Source organism: Rossellomorea arthrocnemi (assembly GCF_904424705.1).
Taxonomy (GTDB): Bacteria; Bacillota; Bacilli; order Bacillales; family Bacillaceae_B; genus Rossellomorea; species Rossellomorea arthrocnemi.
Window position 1 is genome coordinate 37,600 of sequence record NZ_CAJGBF010000004.1, and the last position, 19,015, is coordinate 56,614.

Below are 19,015 nucleotides of genomic sequence, written 5' to 3' on the forward strand. Positions count from 1 at the left end.
TTTTATTATTTATTCACAATGCTGTTATATGTTTTTACGGTCAAAACATAATAAAGGAAATAAATACCGATAAAAGCAAGCGTAGCGGTCAGCATCGGGACAAACATTTTAGCTCCTATCAGGTTTGACAGAAAGTTGCTTGTAAAATGTAGGATTGCTGCTCCGTGTACTAATCCAACTAATAGAGGTAAGCCAAAGATGAACAGTGTTTGTTTTTGTATCGATTTTGAGAGTTCTTTTTTGCCAACACCAATCTTTCGCAATATTTCGTACTCGGATTTTACTTCATTGGCTTCGGTCAGCTGTTTGAAATAGATGATACTTCCTGTCGCAGCAAGGAATACCAATCCTAAAAATCCCATGATAAATAGGTTGAGGGCATTTCCTTCTTTTCCCTCTTTATACTCAACGTAATAGGTTGGTGATACCTGAAAATCTTCGCCAACCAAGATACTTAATTCCTTCGACGTTTTAGCCGTGGTTTGTTCATCCACCACTTCATATGCTTTATAGACAAGGGGAGTTGATACACTGGATAATTGTTTAAATTTCCCATTGCTTACCACTATGAAAAAATCAGGAAATTCAAAGGGGAGAACATGGCCTTCAACCATGTCGACCATTTTTAGCATTCCGCCGAAATCAGGCTCCAGAGCAATTGTTTCACCCTGAAAATCATGATCCGTAAACTTCGTTAAACGTGGTTTAATCACAGCCGCTTCATTTCCACTAAGTGAAACAGTATCTTTGCGATCTAGTGCTGATGATACAGAATTAAACGTTTCTTCTGAAATGATTTTCATGGGATCTGTGAGGTAATCCAGGTTGAAGGAAAGTTTACCTTTCGCTTCCACCACAGGAATGGTCAGTTGGGCAACAACTGGATGGTTTCGATCTTCTTTAACGATTGCTTCAACCTTTTTATCAAAAGTGTCCCCGTGGGAGAGATGGGAATAACTAAATGGAACATCTTCTTTTGCTTGCCGTTCATTGCCATAGTACCCTCCGTAAGTAGCTCCGAAGAAGCTGATGGTTGCCGCGCTCAAAATCGCAATGAGTGTAAACGTGCGTGCATTTCCTTTAAGACGGAAAATTAATTGAGCTGTTTCTATCAAATTTGTACCTTTATAGTAGTAGCTTTTATTTTTTTGCGTCATTTTTAATAATGAAACGGTCACGAAGCGGAAGAATAAGTGAGTTCCAAGGATAAGAATGATCAAAGCCGTACCGTAATTTAATTGTATATATTCGTTGGTCAATTCTTCTGGAAAAGGTCTCAAAATCAGCCAGTAACTGATCACAAGCAAAAGGATGCCGATAGTACTTGAAAGAAGAGAGGATTTTGGAATTTGCTCTCCTTTTTTAGCTGCGTTGAATAACTCTATTAACTTGAATCGGTAAATCAAGCGATATCCCTGAATAGAAGTAAACAGGATAATCACCATGAATACAATGGCTGTCTGAGCGATCGCTTCGATTGACATTCCGAAATCTATCTCAGATGTGGATCCCATAAGATGAATCAAGATCATTGAAAATAATTTTGATAAAATGGTTCCAAAAAGTATTCCTACAGCTAGAGCAAGGATTCCCATAATTAAATTTTCATAAAACAACAGTCTTCCTATGGTCTTCTTTTTTAGCCCCAACATAGAATAGAGTCCGACTTCTTTCTTCCGCTTTCTCATAAAGAAAGAGTTGGAGTAGAGAATGAAGACAGCAGCAAAAACGATTAAGACAAATGAGGCTGCCATGAACATAAAGTTCATTGTATCGGAGAGCAAAATATTTTCCTGTATTTTCTCGCTGTACTGAAGGGAAACAAAAGTAAAGTAAATGACCATACTGAAGACAAGAGAAATAAAGTAAACGAGATAACTGCTGAAATTTCCTTTTATGTTCTTTTTTGCTAAACTAAATAGAGTCACGTATTCCACCCCCAATGGCAGACAATACATCCAATATCTTATTAAAGAATTCTTTTCTGGAACCTTTTCCCCTCACCAGTTCTGTGAAAAGCTTGCCGTCTTTGATAAACAGAACACGCTTGCAGTAACTTGCTGCAAAAGCATCGTGCGTTACCATTAAGATGGTGGCTTCATCTTGCTCACTCAATTCTCTTAAGGCTTCCAATAAATCCGTTGCAGATTTAGAATCCAAAGCACCTGTAGGCTCATCGGCTAAAACCAGGCTGGGATTGGTCACAATTGCACGAGCAGCTGCTGTCCGTTGCTTTTGACCACCTGAAATTTGATAGGGATATTTTTCTAATATGGACTGAATACCAAACTTTCCTGTTACTTGTTGAACTCTAGACTCCAAATCATTTATATTTAGTTTTGCCAGGGCCAAAGGCAGCAAAATATTTTCCTTCACCGTAAGGGAATCTAATAGGTTATAATCCTGAAAGATAAAGCCAAGCTTATCTCTTCGGAAGGAGGATTCTGCATCTTCCTGCATATTAAGAATGCTTTCCCCATCAATGAATATGTCGCCGGAAGTTGGCTGGTCGATGGTTGCCAGTATATTTAAAAGTGTGGATTTCCCTGCTCCGGAAGGCCCCATGATGCCGACGAATTCACCTTTTGATACCTCCAGGTCAATTTCTTCTAACGCAGTAAATAAATTACCTTTTGCACCGTATATTTTTTTCAATTGAATGGCTTGTAAAATTGTACTCATATATTTTCCTCCATTTGAAGCTTTAATGATTTCTTATAGTTTTCATTGTATGAGATATCAATAGACTTCTACCTTACAGATCGGTGTTTTAACCTTACATTTTTGTCATGATTATATACCTGGCCATCATTTTATATAGTATAGGAAAGAGAATAAGCAATTATCAATTGATCATTTTAGATTTTGGAGGAAGACATATTGAAAATCATGATAGTAGAAGATGAGAAAACAATTAGAGATCTGCTGGAAGAAACAATCTTGAAGTGGGGATTTGATGTAATCAAAACTGAAGACTTCCATCATGTGTTTCAGCAATTTGCTAACGAAAATCCACAATTGCTACTATTGGATATTAACCTGCCTGCCTTTGATGGATTCTACTGGTGCCATAAAATTAGAGAAATTTCAAGTGTACCTATCATATTCATCTCTTCCCGAAGCACCACTATAGACATGATTATGGCCATGAACATGGGCGGGGATGATTATATTCAAAAGCCTTTTGATACAGATGTTTTAATGGCTAAAGTCAATGCTCTACTGCGCCGTTCGTATTCCTATATAAATATAGAACCAAACATTCTGGAGCATTCTGGTGTAGTTTTGAATATGAAGGATTGGGAGCTTTCTTTTGACGGCAATGAAAGCGAATTGACCAAAACAGAATTCACCATTTTAAAAATGCTCTTACAGAATAAAGGATCCGTCGTTAGCAGGACGAAGCTGATGAGGACTCTATGGAAAGATGAAAGCTTTGTTGATGACAACACATTGACGGTGAATATTACTCGTTTGAGGAAAAAGCTGGCCGATTTAGGTAAAGATCATTTCATTAAAACCAAAAAAGGTGAAGGGTATATCGTCCAATGAGTTTTTTAGATTATTTAAAAGATAAGCGGTATTTCTTTACGTTTTATCTTTGTGTGATGGTATTCATTTCTCTTGTGCTCGTCTTCCACAATGATCAGGTTTCAGGTTTTTCATTGATGCTGTATATCAACATCAGCAATTTCCTTCTTCTCCTGCTTTATATCATTGTAGGATTCTTTTATAGAAAAAAGTTTCACAGTGAATTTAAAATTTTGGTAGAAAGTAACCATGAAGAAGTGCTGGCCATTTTGCCCGATGCACAAAAGCTGGAGCAAAGACTATTTTTGAATTTGTTTCAAAAGATCCTCGTTAATTATCAAAAGCAGCTTCAGAATCAATATGAAGAAAAGAGGGAGCAACAAGAATTCATCATGTCATGGATTCATGAAGTGAAGCTTCCGATTGCAGCAAGCAGGCTTCTTATAGAAAATAGCGAAGGGAAATCCATGGAGTATTTGGCAGATAAATTTGAAGATGAACTGAATAAGATTGATGATTATGTTGAGCAGGCACTTTTTTATTCACGTATTGATTCATTTTCAAAGGACTATTTTATTAGGGAAGTTCAGGTTAATAAAATCATTAAAAACAGCATAAAAAAATATGCAAAACTCTTTATTAATAAAGGGATCCGTTTAAACATGGAGGATGCAGAGCAAAACGTTCAAAGTGACAGTAAATGGCTCGGTTTTGTCATCGATCAAATCATAGCGAACTCATTAAAATATACTGATGCTACCGGCATAATTTCTATTCGTTTCGAGGAAGATTCCAAGGAAAAGAGAATTCTTATTGAAGATAACGGAATTGGAATTAATGCCGAAGACATGCACCGCATATTTGAAAAGGGCTTTACAGGAGAAACCGGCAGAAACTACACTAAGTCAACTGGAATGGGACTTTATCTTGCCCGGAGATTGGCCAATAAATTGGGTCATGACCTATCAATTGAATCGGAGAAGGATGTATTCACAAGGACAACGATCCATTTCCCGAAGGTTAGGAGTTATTTATCATTCTAAAAGGAGTAAACATTTATTCCAAGTTGGGTATGACCTGGTGTTTGGTCAGCACAATAGATAAGTGAACAAAAATATGTCAGGATTGCTTACTTGGATAATAGTAAATATGAACCGTTTAGCTCTGACTCCCAATTGCTTCTTTAAAGGGTGAGGGGAACTGCGTAGAATCCTACTGAAAACGGGCGTTCCGGGACCCTGGAAGCAAAGCTGAGGAGGCTCGGCCGAACGTCCGTGGAAAGCGGAGCCGTTCCCCTCACCCTGCAGCAAACACTCCATGTCAGAGCATGAGCAAATAGGGAATATGTAATCATAACCACAATCTTTGTTATACCATGAATAAGGAACTTATATATAGCTGAAAAAAAGAGGAACATTGGGAGGAGCATATATGTTAAGGAGTAATCTCATTGCTGATGTAGCAAATAGGATATTGAGTTTAAAAATAAATCATCCCATCCGTGTTGGAGTTAGTGGAGTAACAGCATCTGGAAAAACAACTTTTGCAAATGAGCTTGAGAAGGAACTTCTCTGCAGAAAAAAGAAGGTTATTAGAACAAGTATAGATAATTTTCATAACCCAAGAAACATCCGATACAGAAAGGGGAAGGAATCAGCGATTGGCTATTATGAGGATGCCCATGATTACGAGTCTTTTAAGAAAAGGCTTTTAATTCCTCTGGGACCGAATGGAAATCTTCAATGCCAAACCATGTCTTTGGATTTAGTGAAAGATGAGTATGTTAATACAGAAATAAAAGTAGCAACCAAGGATATGGTTTTAATTGTAGATGGAACCTTTCTATTCAAGAAGGACTTAAGTAACCTGTATGATTTTAAAATCTTCGTTCATACTGACTTTGAATTAGCGAAACAAAGAGGTGCTAAACGGGAAGAAGGAATTTTTGGAAGCTATGAAGAAGCTGAAAGAATGTTCGTTAAAAGGTATCATGCAGCTTCAAAGCTCTATTTAGAGGAACATGTACCTCAATTGCATGCGGATGTTGTCATTAACAATAATAATATAAATGATCCAGACTTTATTTAGAATAATCCTCTTTTTCCATTACTTGTGGAGGCAATAAAGGAAGTATGCAATTATAACCTAAAACAGCCATTGTGATGACAGAATTCCCCAAACGAGTCACTAATAGATCCTATGTTAACCAGTAAATTCCCATTAACGAACCACCCATTTTAATGTAGAATAAAGAAATGGGAGGTTAGTAATCATGAATTTGAAAGCAGGATTATTTCAAAATCAACAACTGAAACTTCAAATGACGCAACAGCTTTCTCAAGCGATCACCATCCTCCAATATTCTACGATGGAACTGAATGCTTATCTTGAAGCCAAGCAATTAGAGAACCCCCTTATACAAATAGAACCGCCAAAAAAAGACCCCCTCCATCAACGAGAACCTTTTACGTATAAACGACAGGCCGGCAATCAAGAAAATACGGTGGATTGGTATGAGTATGTGTCCGTACCCAAGAGAACTCTTATGGATGTATTATCTGTTCAATTGAATTTGAAATCGCTTACTTCTTTAGATAAAAAAGTTATGGAAGAATTGATATACAGCTTGGATGACAATGGGTATTTGAGAGTAGACGAAGAATCCTTCACTGAAAAACATGGTTTGGAATTGGAGCAACTAGAAAACTATATTAATAGGATTCAGGAATTGGAACCAGCTGGCATAGGAGCGAGATCCCTGAAGGAGTGTCTATCCCTTCAGCTTCAGAGGAAAGAAGATGTTCCCCTTCTCGCTACAATGATTATAGAGAACCATTTTCAAGCTTTTGCTGAAAAGAAGTGGAAGGCAATCGCCAAGGAACTTGCTGTTGAGCTAAAAGACATTCAGAAGGCAGCGGATTTTATCCGGCATTGCAATCCAAGACCCGGATCGGAATATTCACAGCATATCGCTGAATACATTATTCCTGAGCTGGTGGTGAACGTGGTCGACGGGCATACCGTGGCCGTGTCGTTATATGATGGGACAACCGTTAACGTCACTTATAATGAAGAATACACAGATTTCCAAAAAGCTCACCCCGATAAAGAAGTTCAGTCCTACCTTCAGGAAAAGGAGCAGGATTTCCAGTGGCTGCTCCAAAGCTTACGCCAGCGAAAGCAAACGATCCTGAAAGTGGGGAGGATGCTTGCTGAGAAGCAAAAAGCATTCTTCTTAAAAGGTCCATCAGCGATTCAGCCACTGACATTAAAGCAGGTGGCCGATGAAATCGATGTTCATGAATCGACCATCAGCCGTGCCGTTAAGGGTAAATATATGCAAACCCCTTATGGGATCTTCGAATTGAAGTACTTCTTTACCTCGGCGATTAAATCGGTCAGACTCGAGGATTCAGAGGCAGCTTCTGCCAGAACGGTGAAAAATGAGCTCCAAAAGCTGATTGAGGAAGAAGATAAGAAAAAGCCTCTCTCAGACCAGAAAATTGTGAATCTACTATTGGATAAAGGGTATGAGGTTTCCCGAAGGACCATTGCCAAATACCGCGATCAAATGGGCATCACATCTTCTACGATGAGGAAAAGGTATGAATAGCTCGATTCGGCTGGTGCCAGGCACCAACAGTGAGTCCGGTGCCTGGTACCAGGCAGCGAAAAAGTGCCTGGCACCGGACCCAAACCAACCTAGTATAAAGTGAGGTACGTACATGAACCCTGTCACATTCTATACACGAACCCAATGCGGATTATGCGAAGATGCAAAAATCACCTTAAAGCTTCTCCAGGAAGAATTGGAATTCAATATAAACGAAATCGACATCGATGAAAGTGATGATCTGACAGAACGTTTTGGACTCATGATCCCGGTCGTAGAACTGGACGGGGAAATCCTTCAGTATGGGCAAATTGATTATTTTACGCTAAGCAAGCGTTTACATGAAAAAACCCGATAGTTTCTAGTTGAATTACGATTCATACCCTGATAAAATAAATCTTGAAAGCAGGGATGAATTTTTTTTGGAGGTAGTGGGACATAATATGTCTATATGGGACTTTTAAGGTCCAACATATCCACAAACTTCATTTGAAGGAGCTTTTATCTATGGAATCTTTAATTGACATACAAAAGCGATTATTACCTGACCTGCTTGAAGTTATGCAAAAGAGGCATCAAATTCTACGTTCCATCCGGTTCATGCAGCCTGTCGGACGCAGAAGCCTGGCCCAGAATATGGGCCTGACAGAACGCGTACTGAGAAGTGAAGTGGAGTTCCTGAATAATCAAGATCTTATTGATATCAAAACCTCTGGCATGATCATGACAGAGGAAGGTATTCAGCTTTTAGAGAACCTTGAAAGAATGATGAGGGAGATATCCGGAATCAACGTAATGGAACAGGAATTAAAATCGTTACTTAATCTTCATGAAATTGTAATTGTTCCTGGGAATAGTGATGAGTCTCCTTGGGTAAAAGAAGAATTAGGGCGTGCGTCAGCTTCTAGTATGAAACGCCGACTTAAGGGAAATACTATCATCGCTGTGACTGGAGGTTCGACGATGGCAGCCGTAGCAGAAAGGCTGACACCTGCTTTCTCTGATGAAACCTTGTTTGTTCCTGCTCGAGGTGGAATCGGGGAAGATGTTAAGAACCAGGCCAACACTATATGTGCCAAGATGGCTGAGCATACCGGAACGCGTCATCGTGTTTTATATGTGCCTGATCAGGTTAGTAAAGAAGTATACAAATCCTTTATGAAAGAACCGATGATCAAAGAGGTTCTGAATCTGATCAAATCCGCTAACATGGTTCTCCATGGAATTGGAGATGCTATCACAATGGCTGAAAGACGAAAGACCACTGATGAGGATTTTGAGAAAATTACAGGTGGTCATGCTGTCGGGGAAGCGTTTGGATATTATTTCGACGAAGCGGGTGAAGTGGTACATAAGGTGCCGACGATCGGCCTGCAGTTAGAAGATTTAAGTCACATCGAAAATGTCATCGCCGTCGCAGGCGGCAGCTCGAAGGCGAAAGCGATCCGGGCGTATATGAAGAGTGCTCCACCGAAAACCGTGCTCATCACGGATGAAGGAGCTGCGAGAGAGCTTTTAAAAGGGTAAGCCCTTTTGAAATATAAAAAAATCATCCTTAACTATCTAAAGGAGGAAATTATTCATGGTAACAAAAATTGGTATTAACGGATTTGGACGTATCGGACGTAATGTATTCCGTGCAGCACTTAAAAATAACGACGTAGAGGTAGTAGCGGTTAATGACTTAACTGATGCAAACATGCTTGCGCACCTTTTACAATATGATACAGTTCACGGAACTCTTCAAGAGAAAGTAACTGTTGACGGTGACTACCTTGTAGTCGGCGGTAAAAAAGTAAAAGTATTAGCTGAGCGCGATCCTGCTCAACTTGCTTGGGGAGATCTTGGTGTAGATATCGTTGTTGAATCTACCGGACGCTTCACGAAGCGTGCAGACGCAGCGAAACACATTGAAGCTGGTGCGAAGAAAGTCATCATTTCTGCTCCTGCATCTGATGAAGACATCACAGTGGTTATGGGTGTTAACGAAGACAAATATGACGCGGCTAGCCACGATGTTATCTCTAACGCATCTTGTACTACAAACTGCTTAGCGCCATTCGCTAAAGTTCTTAACGATAAATTCGGAATCAAACGTGGAATGATGACTACTATCCACTCTTACACAAACGACCAACAAATCTTAGACTTACCGCATAAAGATTACCGTCGTGCACGTGCAGCTGCTGAGAACATGATTCCAACAACGACAGGTGCTGCGAAAGCTGTATCTCTTGTTCTTCCTGAGCTTAAAGGGAAACTGAACGGTGGAGCTGTTCGTGTTCCGACTCCAAACGTTTCTCTAGTAGATTTAGTTGCTGAACTTGATAAGAACGTAACGGCTGAAGATGTAAATGCAGCTCTTAAAGAAGCGGCTGAAGGCGATCTTAAAGGAATTCTTGCTTACAGCGAAGAGCCTTTAGTATCAACTGACTACAACGGCAGCCCGGCTTCTTCTACAATCGATGCCCTTTCTACGATGGTTCTGGAAGACAACATGGTGAAAGTCATTTCTTGGTATGACAACGAGAGCGGATACTCTAACCGTGTAGTAGATCTTGCTGGTTATATCGCTTCTAAAGGACTTTAATTCATAAAGTTTTGTAAATTGACATCATTTGCATGGTGATTGATGGATAAATTTTGTCCCACCATCTATAATGAAGATGAGATAAAGGGGAGCGGGGAAGATTCCCCTCTCCCTTTTCTTATTGTTGTTTCTATTTTTTTGAAAAAGATGTAGAAATTGAAAACTGAAGGAGGCCTTTACGATGAACAAAAAGTCGATTAAAGATGTCGATGTAAGAGGGAAACGCGTATTTTGCCGTGTAGACTTCAACGTACCGATGTCTGAAGGCAAGATCACAGATGAAACCCGCATTCAAGCTGCTCTTCCTACTATTAAATACTTAGTGGATGGCGGAGCGAAAGTCATTCTGGCTAGTCACTTAGGCCGTCCGAAAGGTGAAGTGGTGGAAGAACTGCGATTAACGCCTGTGGCTGAAAGACTTTCCGAGCTTCTCGGGAAAGATGTAGCCAAAGCAGATAAAGCTTATGGTGAAGCTGTTCAATCGAAGATCAGCAACATGTCTGAAGGTGATGTCCTTGTGCTGGAAAACGTTCGCTTCTATCCAGGGGAAACAAAGAATGACCCTGAGCTTGCGAAAGAATTTGCAGCTCTTGCAGACCTTTATGTGAACGATGCATTTGGTGCTGCTCACCGTGCGCATGCTTCTACTGAAGGAGTTGCCAAGCATCTTCCAGCTGTTGCAGGCCTTCTGATGGAGAAAGAGCTTGACGTATTAGGAAAAGCTCTATCAAACCCTGAACGCCCATTTACAGCAATCGTGGGTGGAGCAAAAGTAAAAGACAAAATTGGTGTCATTGACAACCTATTAGATAAAGTGGATAACCTGATCATCGGCGGAGGACTTGCTTACACATTTGTGAAAGCCCAAGGTCATGAGGTAGGGAAATCCCTTCTTGAAGAAGACAAAATTGATTTGGCTAAGCAATTCATGAAAAAAGCAGAAGATAAAGGTGTTAAATTTCTTATGCCTGTTGATGTAGTCGTTGCTGATGACTTCTCAAATGATGCAAATACGAAGGAAGTGGGTATCGATTCGATTCCTTCTGATTGGGAAGCACTTGATATCGGGCCAAAAACCAGAGCGTTATTCCAGGACACGATTAAAAGCTCTAAGCTTGTCATCTGGAACGGACCGATGGGAGTATTCGAATTAGAAACATTTGCAAATGGAACGAAAGCCGTAGCGGAGGCGTTAGCTGATGCAACAGATACATATTCTGTTATCGGTGGCGGTGACTCTGCAGCAGCCGTTGAGAAATTCGGTTATGCTGACAAGATGAGTCATATTTCTACAGGTGGTGGAGCATCACTCGAATTCATGGAAGGAAAAGAACTTCCTGGAGTAGTAGCTCTTAACGATAAATAATCTCTTCATCAAAGACCAACAATTTTGCTGAAACGATTTGAAAAACAGAAAGGATGAGTACAATGCGTAAACCGATTATTGCAGGTAACTGGAAAATGAATAAAACGCTTGGAGAAGCTAAATCCTTTACTGAGGAAGTAAAAGGACTTGTGCCTGATCAAGAAGTGGTTGATTCTGTTATTTGTTCACCAGCCCTATTCTTAGAAAGCCTGGTGAACTTAACAAAGGATACAAAAGTGGCAATTGGTGCTCAAAACATGCACTTTGAAGAGAACGGAGCGTTCACAGGAGAGGTTAGTCCTGTCGCCCTTGCTGACTTAGGTGTACAATATGTCATCCTTGGACACTCTGAACGTCGTGAAATGTTCAATGAAACAGACGAGTCAGTGAACCAAAAGACGCTTGCTGCTTTCAAACACGGATTAACACCGATTGTTTGTGTAGGTGAAACACTGGAGCAACGTGAAAATAACGAAACAAAAGACCTTGTAGGAAATCAAGTGAAAAAAGCCCTTGCTGGACTTTCAGAAGATCAAGTGAACCAAACGGTTATTGCGTACGAACCAATCTGGGCAATCGGCACAGGTAAATCGTCCACGGCTGAAGATGCCAACGAAGTATGTGCTCATATCCGTCAAGTTGTTGCAGGAGAATTTTCTCAAGGCGCAGCAGACGCAGTGAGAATTCAATACGGCGGTAGTGTAAAGCCGGCCAACATCAAGGAATACATGGCTCAATCCGATATCGATGGTGCCCTTGTAGGTGGAGCGAGCCTTGAACCACAAAGCTTCCTGCAATTGTTAGAAGGTGCAAGTAACAATGAGTAAGTCACCAGTAGCATTGATCATCTTAGATGGTTTTGCTTGCCGTAACACGAAAGAAGGGAACGCTGTCGCACAGGCGAACAAACCGAACTTTGACCGCCTGTGGAACCAGTACCCTCATAATCAACTGACAGCTAGTGGCGAAGCGGTGGGGCTTCCTGAAGGTCAGATGGGGAACTCTGAAGTTGGTCACTTGAATATCGGTGCAGGACGTATCGTGTACCAAAGTTTGACCCGTGTGAATTTAGCCATCCGGGAAGGTGAATTCGAACAGAATACCACTTTCCTCGATGCTATCAATCACGCGAAGGAAAAAGGAACGAATCTTCATATCTTTGGACTACTTTCGGATGGCGGAGTGCACAGTCATATCGAGCATCTTTATGCCCTTCTTGGTTTAGCGGCCAGAGAAGGTATGAAAGATGTCTATGTCCACGCCTTCCTTGATGGTCGAGACGTCGGCCCTCAAACGGCGAAGAAGTATATTGAAGATGCACAAGCGAAAATGAAAGAAATTGGCGTAGGACAATTTGCAACGATATCAGGTCGTTACTATTCAATGGACCGGGATAAGCGTTGGGAACGTGTAGAGAAATCCTACCGTGCCATGGTGTATGGTGAAGGCCCAAGCTATCATGATCCCATTGAACTTGTAAACGATTCATATGAAAATGGAATCTACGACGAATTCGTGCTTCCTTCTGTGATCACGAAAGAAGATGGAGAGCCGGTTGCAACGATTAAAGACCAAGATGCTGTTATCTTCTACAACTTCCGTCCGGACCGTGCCATCCAAATCTCGAATACATTTGCCAATGCAGATTTCCGATCATTTGAACGAGGGGACAAATCCCCGAAAGGCCTTCACTTTGTCTGCTTAACCAAGTTCAGTGAAACCGTTAATGGATTTGTTGCATTCAAACCGACAAACCTTGATAACACACTGGGTGAAATTCTTTCACAAAACGGACTGAAACAATTACGAATTGCGGAAACTGAGAAATATCCTCATGTCACGTTCTTTATGAGTGGTGGACGTGAAGATGAGTTCCCGGGAGAGAAACGAATCCTGATCGATTCTCCCAAAGTGGCAACGTATGACTTGAAGCCTGAGATGAGCGCGTATGAAGTTACAGATGCCTTACTCGAAGAGATTCGCGAAGATCGTCAGGATGCGATCATCCTGAATTTTGCCAATCCGGATATGGTTGGCCATTCCGGCATGCTTGAACCGACGATAAAAGCGATTGAAACAGTGGATGAATGTCTAGGTAAGATCATCGATCTCATTACTGAAAAAGGCGGTACAGCCATCATCACAGCAGACCATGGGAATGCAGATGAAGTACTGACAGAAGAAGGCAAGCCAATGACGGCACATACAACGAATCCGGTTCCTGTCATCGTGACAAAAGAAGGAGTAGAGCTTCGTGACGGTGGAATCCTTGGAGACCTTGCCCCAACAATGTTAGATCTATTAAATGTAAACCAACCAGACGAAATGACTGGAACATCATTAATTAAAAAATAAGGAGAGATTCTAAATGCCATTTATTACAGACGTATATGCACGTGAAGTATTGGATTCACGCGGTAACCCAACAATCGAAGTAGAAGTTTACACACAATCAGGTGCGTTCGGACGCGCTCTAGTTCCATCAGGAGCTTCAACTGGTGAATACGAAGCCGTTGAACTTCGTGACGGAGAAAAAGACCGCTACCTCGGTAAAGGGGTACAACAAGCAGTCGATAACGTTAACAACGAAATCGCTGAAGAACTTATCGGTTATGACATCACGGAACAAGTAGCCATCGACCAAGCGATGATTGCTCTTGACGGTACAGAGAACAAAGGGAAATTAGGTGCCAACGCAATCCTTGGTGTATCCATGGCTGTTGCCCGTGCTGCTGCTGACTTCTTCGGAGTGGAATTATACCAATACCTTGGTGGATTCAACGCGAAGCAGCTTCCAGTACCTATGATGAACATTGTGAACGGTGGAGAGCACGCTGACAACAACGTAGACATCCAGGAATTCATGGTAATGCCTGTAGGAGCTCCTACATTCAAAGAAGGTCTTCGTATGGGTGCTGAAATTTTCCACAGCCTGAAATCAGTTCTTAAATCAAAAGGCTATAACACGGCAGTTGGTGATGAAGGTGGATTCGCTCCAAATCTTAAGTCCAATGAAGAAGCACTTTCAACAATCATTGAAGCAATCGAAAAAGCTGGATACAAGCCTGGAGAAGAAGTTCTTCTTGCAATGGATGTAGCAGCTTCTGAAATTTATAACAAAGAAGACGGTAAATACCATCTTTCAGGAGAAGGCGTAGTTCGTACTTCTGCTGAAATGGTTGATTGGTACGAAGAAATGTGCAACAAATACCCAATCATCTCAATCGAAGACGGTCTTGACGAAAACGACTGGGATGGCTTCAAACTACTGACTGACCGCATCGGTAAAAAGGTTCAATTAGTAGGGGATGACTTATTTGTTACAAACACAACGAAGCTTTCACAAGGAATCGAACAGGGTATCGGTAACTCGATCCTGATCAAAGTGAACCAAATCGGTACACTGACTGAAACCTTCGACGCCATCGAAATGGCGAAACGCGCTGGTTACACAGCAGTCATCTCTCACCGTTCTGGTGAAACAGAAGACAGCACAATCGCTGACATCGCTGTAGCAACGAACGCTGGTCAAATCAAAACAGGTGCTCCATCACGCACAGACCGTGTAGCGAAATACAACCAACTTCTTCGCATCGAAGATCAATTGGCTCACACAGCACAATATCTTGGAGCGAAAACATTCTATAACGTCAATCGCTAATAGAAGAGATTGAAGAGAGGCAGCCCCGTCTTTAGACGGGGCTGTTTTCTGGTTTGCAGGACAGGGGAAATCCCGTCACGAGAATCCGGCTGGTTACAAGGAAAATCACAAAATGCCACTTCAGAACAACACAGCATCCAGCTGATTGTCATTTAACCACAAAATCGAAACGGTCACCCCACCCCAATCCAGAGGAGCAATCGTATCCTGTACCAACTCTTTCCACAATTCAAATAATATTACCTTGTCCACTCCATCTTTCCTATGGTAAACTAAAAGTAATGTTATGTTCGTATCAGGAGGTGGGACTCATGCACACAATACTCGTCACTTTACTTATTATTGTATCAATTGCACTTATTGCTCTTGTATTACTTCAATCAGGTAAAAGTGCTGGACTTTCAGGGGCCATCTCTGGTGGTGCAGAACAACTTTTCGGAAAACAAAAAGCTCGTGGTATCGATTTAGTACTGCACAGAATCACAATCGTATTATCGGTACTATTCTTCGTACTAACCATTGCCATCGTAGCTATCTAATACGGACTGAAAACCTGATCATTAAGGTCAGGTTTTTTTATTTAAACAGATAAAATTCTTAAGAAGATAAGAATTAAATTAGGATTGATTTTTAAATCAATATACTACTCAGTTCTAATATATATTTTCATATCCTTGAAAGTTGATTGGAGCGGAAGGCGCTCAACTCACGCCCCGCGGAAAGCGAGCACCTGGAGCGGAAATCAACCAACCAGCACTCGCTTTATCAACGGCAAACTTACAAACAGAGCTTTGAAACAAAAATTACACTTATTTTTAATACGAAATATTGGATTGTCCGACCAATGTTTGCTAAAAATAGAGAAGAAGAGTGGACTAAACGATTGTTTAATCGAACGTTTGTTTTTAAAAAAACCACTAAAAATCTGATTACATACGAAAATGATTTAAACAACTGTTTAATAGGATAGAGCTTGTTAAAACAAGGTTTCTGCCTGTTAATCAAACGTTTGTTTAAAATGAGATAAAAGGAGTCACTAAAGATGAAAACTGTATTACCAAAACCATTTACATTCGAAGCAGGTTCTCGTGCAGTTTTGCTGCTTCACGGATTTACAGGGAACTCGGCTGACGTTCGAATGCTTGGACGCTTCTTAGAAAAGAAAGGCTATTCATCACATGCACCTCACTATAAAGGACATGGCGTTCCACCTGAAGAATTGGTCCACACCGGACCGGTTGATTGGTGGCAGGATGTCATGGAAGGCTATGAGCATTTAAAGAGCAAGGGATATGAAGAGATTGCAGTTGCCGGCCTTTCCCTCGGAGGGGTATTTTCTCTTAAATTAGGTTACACTGTACCTGTAAAGGGTATTGTCCCTATGTGTGCGCCGATGTATATAAAAAGTGAAGAAGTGATGTATCAAGGGGTAGTGGATTACGCCCGTGAATTTAAGAAATTTGAAGGAAAACCGGAAGACCAAATTGAAAAAGAAATAGAAGAGTTTAAGAAGACACCGATGAATACATTAAAGGCCCTGCAGGAATTGATTGCAGACGTGCGGGAAAATGTGGATATGATCTATTCACCGACGTTTGTGGTACAGGCAAGACATGATCATATGATCAATACAGATTCTGCGAACATCATCTATGACAACGTGGAGTCAGATGAGAAAGCGATCAAGTGGTACGAAGAGTCCGGTCATGTCATTACATTAGATAAAGAAAAAGAACAGCTTCATGAAGACGTCTACGATTTCTTGGAGAAATTGGATTGGACGGTTTGATGAAGATGAATTCGATGATCAGGAGGGATTGTCATGGACGAAAATATTAAAGTGCATGTGGATAGGCTCCTTTCCTATATGAAGGAAGAAGCATACAAGCCATTAACGGTACAGGAGCTTGAAGAAGCATTCGGAATTGAAGGATCCACGAACTTCAAGGAGTTTGTAAAAGCACTTGTCGTAATGGAAGAGAAAGGGCTGGTCGTGCGCACCAGGAGTAATCGCTACGGTCTGCCTGAAAAAATGAATCTGGTAAGAGGGAAAATAGCCGCTCATGCAAAAGGATTTGCGTTTGTGATACCGGAAGAATCCGGAATGGATGATATCTTCATCCCTCCTAATGAAACGAATAACGCTATGCATGGCGACATTGTATTAGTAAGGGTTTCAACCTCTTCTTCAGGTTCACGAAGAGAAGGGACCGTCGTCCGAATCGTTGAACGCGGTGTCGATCAAATGGTTGGGACGTTTACGGAAAGCAAACATTTCGGATTTGTCATCCCGGATGATAAGAAGTTTGCAAGTGATATCTTCATCCCGAAGTCTGCTCAAATGGGGGCAGCCGAAGGCCATAAGGTCGTCGTGAAACTGACCTCTTATCCTGAGGGACGTAAGAGTGCTGAAGGGGAAGTCATTGAAATTCTCGGTCATAAAAATGATCCGGGAGTGGATATTCTTTCAATTATCCACAAGCATGGGATTGATGTTGAATTTCCTGAAGAGGTTATGGATCAGGCGAATAACGTGCCAAGTGAAATCGACGAATCGGAAATTCCGAACCGGAAAGACCTTCGTGACCAGACCATCGTCACAATTGACGGTGCTGACGCAAAGGATCTGGATGATGCCGTAACGGTGACAAAACTGGACAATGGAAATTACAGGCTTGGAGTACATATTGCAGACGTCACGTACTATGTAAAAGAGAGCTCCCCGATCGATCAGGAAGCTTTTGACAGAGGAACGTCAGTATATCTTGTAGACCGGGTTATTCCGATGATCCCGCATCGTTTATCCAACGGAATTTGTTCACTTAATCCAAAGGTGGATCGTTTAACGTTATCATGTGATATGGAAATTTCACCAGATGGCGATGTCGTGAAACACGAAATTTTCCAAAGTGTCATTAAGACAACAGAACGAATGACCTATTCGGATGTGAACAAGATTCTGGTAGATAAAGACGAAGAACTTCGCAAGAAATATGAGCCCTTGGTGCCGATGTTTGAAGAAATGGAAGACCTGGCACAGGTTCTGCGTACCAAACGGATGAAACGAGGAGCCATCGATTTTGACTTCAAAGAGGCGAAAGTACTTGTCGATGAAGAAGGTACACCGACTGAAGTGGTGCTCCGTGAACGTTCTGTAGCGGAAAAGTTGATAGAAGAGTTCATGCTTGTCGCAAATGAAACAGTGGCTGAGCATTTCCACTGGATGGAAGTACCATTCATTTATCGTATCCATGAAGATCCGAAAGAAGATAAGCTTCAGCGCTTTTTTGAGTTTATCACTAACTTTGGTCTGATCGTAAAAGGAACGGCTAATTCCATCCATCCTCGTGCCCTTCAGGAAATTGTCGAAGACGTTCAGGGGGAACCGGAGGAGATGGTCGTTTCAACAATGATGCTCCGTTCCATGCAACAGGCGAAATATGATCCTGAAAGCCTTGGTCACTTCGGCCTGGCGACAGAGTACTATACACACTTTACGTCACCAATCCGTCGTTATCCTGACTTGATCGTCCATCGTTTGATCAGAACCTATCTGATTGAAGGGAAACTTGATCAGGCAACCCGTGAAAAATGGGGGGCTCAAATGGGCCACATCGCTGAACATACATCAAGCCGCGAGCGCAGGGCAGTGGATGCAGAGCGTGAAACCGATGAGCTGAAAAAAGCAGAGTACATGGAAGACAAGGTGGGAGAAGAATACGACGGTATCATCAGCTCCGTTACGAATTTCGGACTGTTTGTCGAATTGCCGAATACCATCGAAGGTCTGGTCCATGTGAGTTATATGACAGATGACTACTACCGATTTGATGAACGTCATCTTGCCATGATTGGTGAAAGAACTGCGAATGTATTTAGAATTGGTGATGAAATCACGGTACGTGTCGTTAGCGTCAATAAAGATGAGCGTGCCATCGATTTTGAAATCGTGGGCATGAAGAATAACCGTAAGGAACGGGAAGACCGTGTCCGCTCCATACGTTCTGATAAAGGAAAATCGGAACGTGGGAAATCGAACCGATCTTCATCCGGTAAAAAGGATGGAGAATGGTCGACCCGCCCACAGAAAAACAACAAGAAGAAAAAATCGAATAAGAAACACTTTGAAAATGCTCCCCGGAGCAAGCGTAAAAAGAAGAAGTAAGAGGCGAGGAGCAATGGGATATCCTTTGCTCCTTTTCTTTTCCAAGTATAACAATACAATTTTTCTATGGAATATGAGATAATAGTGAG

At 41.5% G+C, this 19,015-nt stretch carries 17 protein-coding genes; 14 read left to right on the top strand and 3 right to left on the bottom strand.

The annotated features are described in order from the left end of the window. Positions 1–5: 5 nt before the first annotated feature. Together BAA9072_RS07655 and BAA9072_RS07660 are read right to left on the bottom strand one after the other, a co-directional pair. A complete protein-coding gene (locus tag BAA9072_RS07655) occupies positions 6–1,928 on the bottom strand; it encodes an ABC transporter permease (protein WP_201714095.1) in 1,923 nt (640 codons plus the stop codon). Next, positions 1,915–2,682 (bottom strand): ABC transporter ATP-binding protein, encoded by a 768-nt coding sequence (locus BAA9072_RS07660; RefSeq protein ID WP_201714096.1) that lies wholly within the window; start codon positions 2,680–2,682, stop codon positions 1,915–1,917. The genes BAA9072_RS07655 and BAA9072_RS07660 overlap by 14 nt, the downstream gene beginning before the upstream one ends. A gap of 198 nt (positions 2,683–2,880) precedes the next feature. On the opposite strand from BAA9072_RS07660, the gene BAA9072_RS07665 reads away from it, so the two are divergent. From BAA9072_RS07665 to eno, 11 genes are all read left to right on the top strand, one after another. Next, a complete protein-coding gene (locus BAA9072_RS07665; protein WP_201714097.1) occupies positions 2,881–3,552 on the top strand; it encodes a response regulator transcription factor in 672 nt (223 codons plus the stop codon). After that, positions 3,549–4,574 carry a sensor histidine kinase gene (locus tag BAA9072_RS07670; protein WP_201714098.1) on the top strand — a complete coding sequence of 342 codons (1,026 nt, stop codon included), beginning with the start codon at positions 3,549–3,551 and terminating at the stop codon, positions 4,572–4,574. Before BAA9072_RS07665 ends, BAA9072_RS07670 begins: the two co-directional genes overlap by 4 nt. 388 nt (positions 4,575–4,962) lie before the next feature. Next, positions 4,963–5,619: a nucleoside/nucleotide kinase family protein gene (locus BAA9072_RS07675; protein ID WP_201714099.1), complete on the top strand. Its 657-nt coding sequence runs from the start codon at positions 4,963–4,965 to the stop codon at positions 5,617–5,619. A gap of 184 nt (positions 5,620–5,803) precedes the next feature. Continuing rightward, positions 5,804–7,144, top strand: a complete 1,341-nt coding sequence (gene rpoN / locus BAA9072_RS07680) for an RNA polymerase factor sigma-54 (RefSeq protein ID WP_201714100.1) — start codon at positions 5,804–5,806, stop codon at positions 7,142–7,144. Positions 7,145–7,256: 112 nt separating this feature from the next. Beyond that, positions 7,257–7,502, top strand: a complete 246-nt coding sequence (locus tag BAA9072_RS07685; protein WP_201714101.1) for a glutaredoxin family protein — start codon at positions 7,257–7,259, stop codon at positions 7,500–7,502. A gap of 149 nt (positions 7,503–7,651) precedes the next feature. Continuing rightward, complete coding sequence (locus tag BAA9072_RS07690) at positions 7,652–8,671, top strand: sugar-binding transcriptional regulator (protein WP_201714102.1); 1,020 nt, start codon at positions 7,652–7,654, stop codon at positions 8,669–8,671. 55 nt (positions 8,672–8,726) lie between these two features. Further along, the gene (gene gap / locus BAA9072_RS07695) at positions 8,727–9,734 is read left to right on the top strand and encodes a type I glyceraldehyde-3-phosphate dehydrogenase (RefSeq protein WP_201714103.1); all 1,008 of its coding nucleotides are present in this window, start codon (positions 8,727–8,729) and stop codon (positions 9,732–9,734) included. Between the two features lie 181 nt (positions 9,735–9,915). Then, positions 9,916–11,100 carry a phosphoglycerate kinase gene (locus tag BAA9072_RS07700; RefSeq protein WP_201714104.1) on the top strand — a complete coding sequence of 395 codons (1,185 nt, stop codon included), beginning with the start codon at positions 9,916–9,918 and terminating at the stop codon, positions 11,098–11,100. 62 nt (positions 11,101–11,162) lie between these two features. Continuing rightward, positions 11,163–11,927: a triose-phosphate isomerase gene (gene tpiA / locus BAA9072_RS07705; protein WP_201714105.1), complete on the top strand. Its 765-nt coding sequence runs from the start codon at positions 11,163–11,165 to the stop codon at positions 11,925–11,927. Beyond that, a complete protein-coding gene (gene gpmI / locus BAA9072_RS07710; RefSeq protein ID WP_201714106.1) occupies positions 11,920–13,455 on the top strand; it encodes a 2,3-bisphosphoglycerate-independent phosphoglycerate mutase in 1,536 nt (511 codons plus the stop codon). Before tpiA ends, gpmI begins: the two co-directional genes overlap by 8 nt. Positions 13,456–13,468: 13 nt before the next feature. Then, complete coding sequence (gene eno, locus BAA9072_RS07715; RefSeq protein ID WP_201714107.1) at positions 13,469–14,761, top strand: phosphopyruvate hydratase; 1,293 nt, start codon at positions 13,469–13,471, stop codon at positions 14,759–14,761. A 120-nt stretch (positions 14,762–14,881) separates the two neighbouring features. Here the strand turns inward: eno and BAA9072_RS24440 are convergent, their stop codons facing one another. After that, on the bottom strand, positions 14,882–15,013 hold the full coding sequence (locus BAA9072_RS24440) for a hypothetical protein (RefSeq protein ID WP_269139927.1): 132 nt from the start codon (positions 15,011–15,013) through the stop codon (positions 14,882–14,884). Between the two features lie 59 nt (positions 15,014–15,072). On the opposite strand from BAA9072_RS24440, the gene secG reads away from it, so the two are divergent. The 3 genes from secG to rnr all read left to right on the top strand — a co-directional run bounded on the left by secG (position 15,073) and on the right by rnr (position 18,926). Further along, on the top strand, positions 15,073–15,300 hold the full coding sequence (gene secG, locus BAA9072_RS07720) for a preprotein translocase subunit SecG (protein ID WP_060672588.1): 228 nt from the start codon (positions 15,073–15,075) through the stop codon (positions 15,298–15,300). Positions 15,301–15,803: 503 nt separating this feature from the next. Beyond that, positions 15,804–16,550: an alpha/beta hydrolase gene (locus BAA9072_RS07725; RefSeq protein ID WP_201714108.1), complete on the top strand. Its 747-nt coding sequence runs from the start codon at positions 15,804–15,806 to the stop codon at positions 16,548–16,550. A 33-nt stretch (positions 16,551–16,583) separates the two neighbouring features. Next, complete coding sequence (gene rnr / locus BAA9072_RS07730; protein WP_201714109.1) at positions 16,584–18,926, top strand: ribonuclease R; 2,343 nt, start codon at positions 16,584–16,586, stop codon at positions 18,924–18,926. The last annotated feature ends 89 nt before the right edge of the window (positions 18,927–19,015 follow it).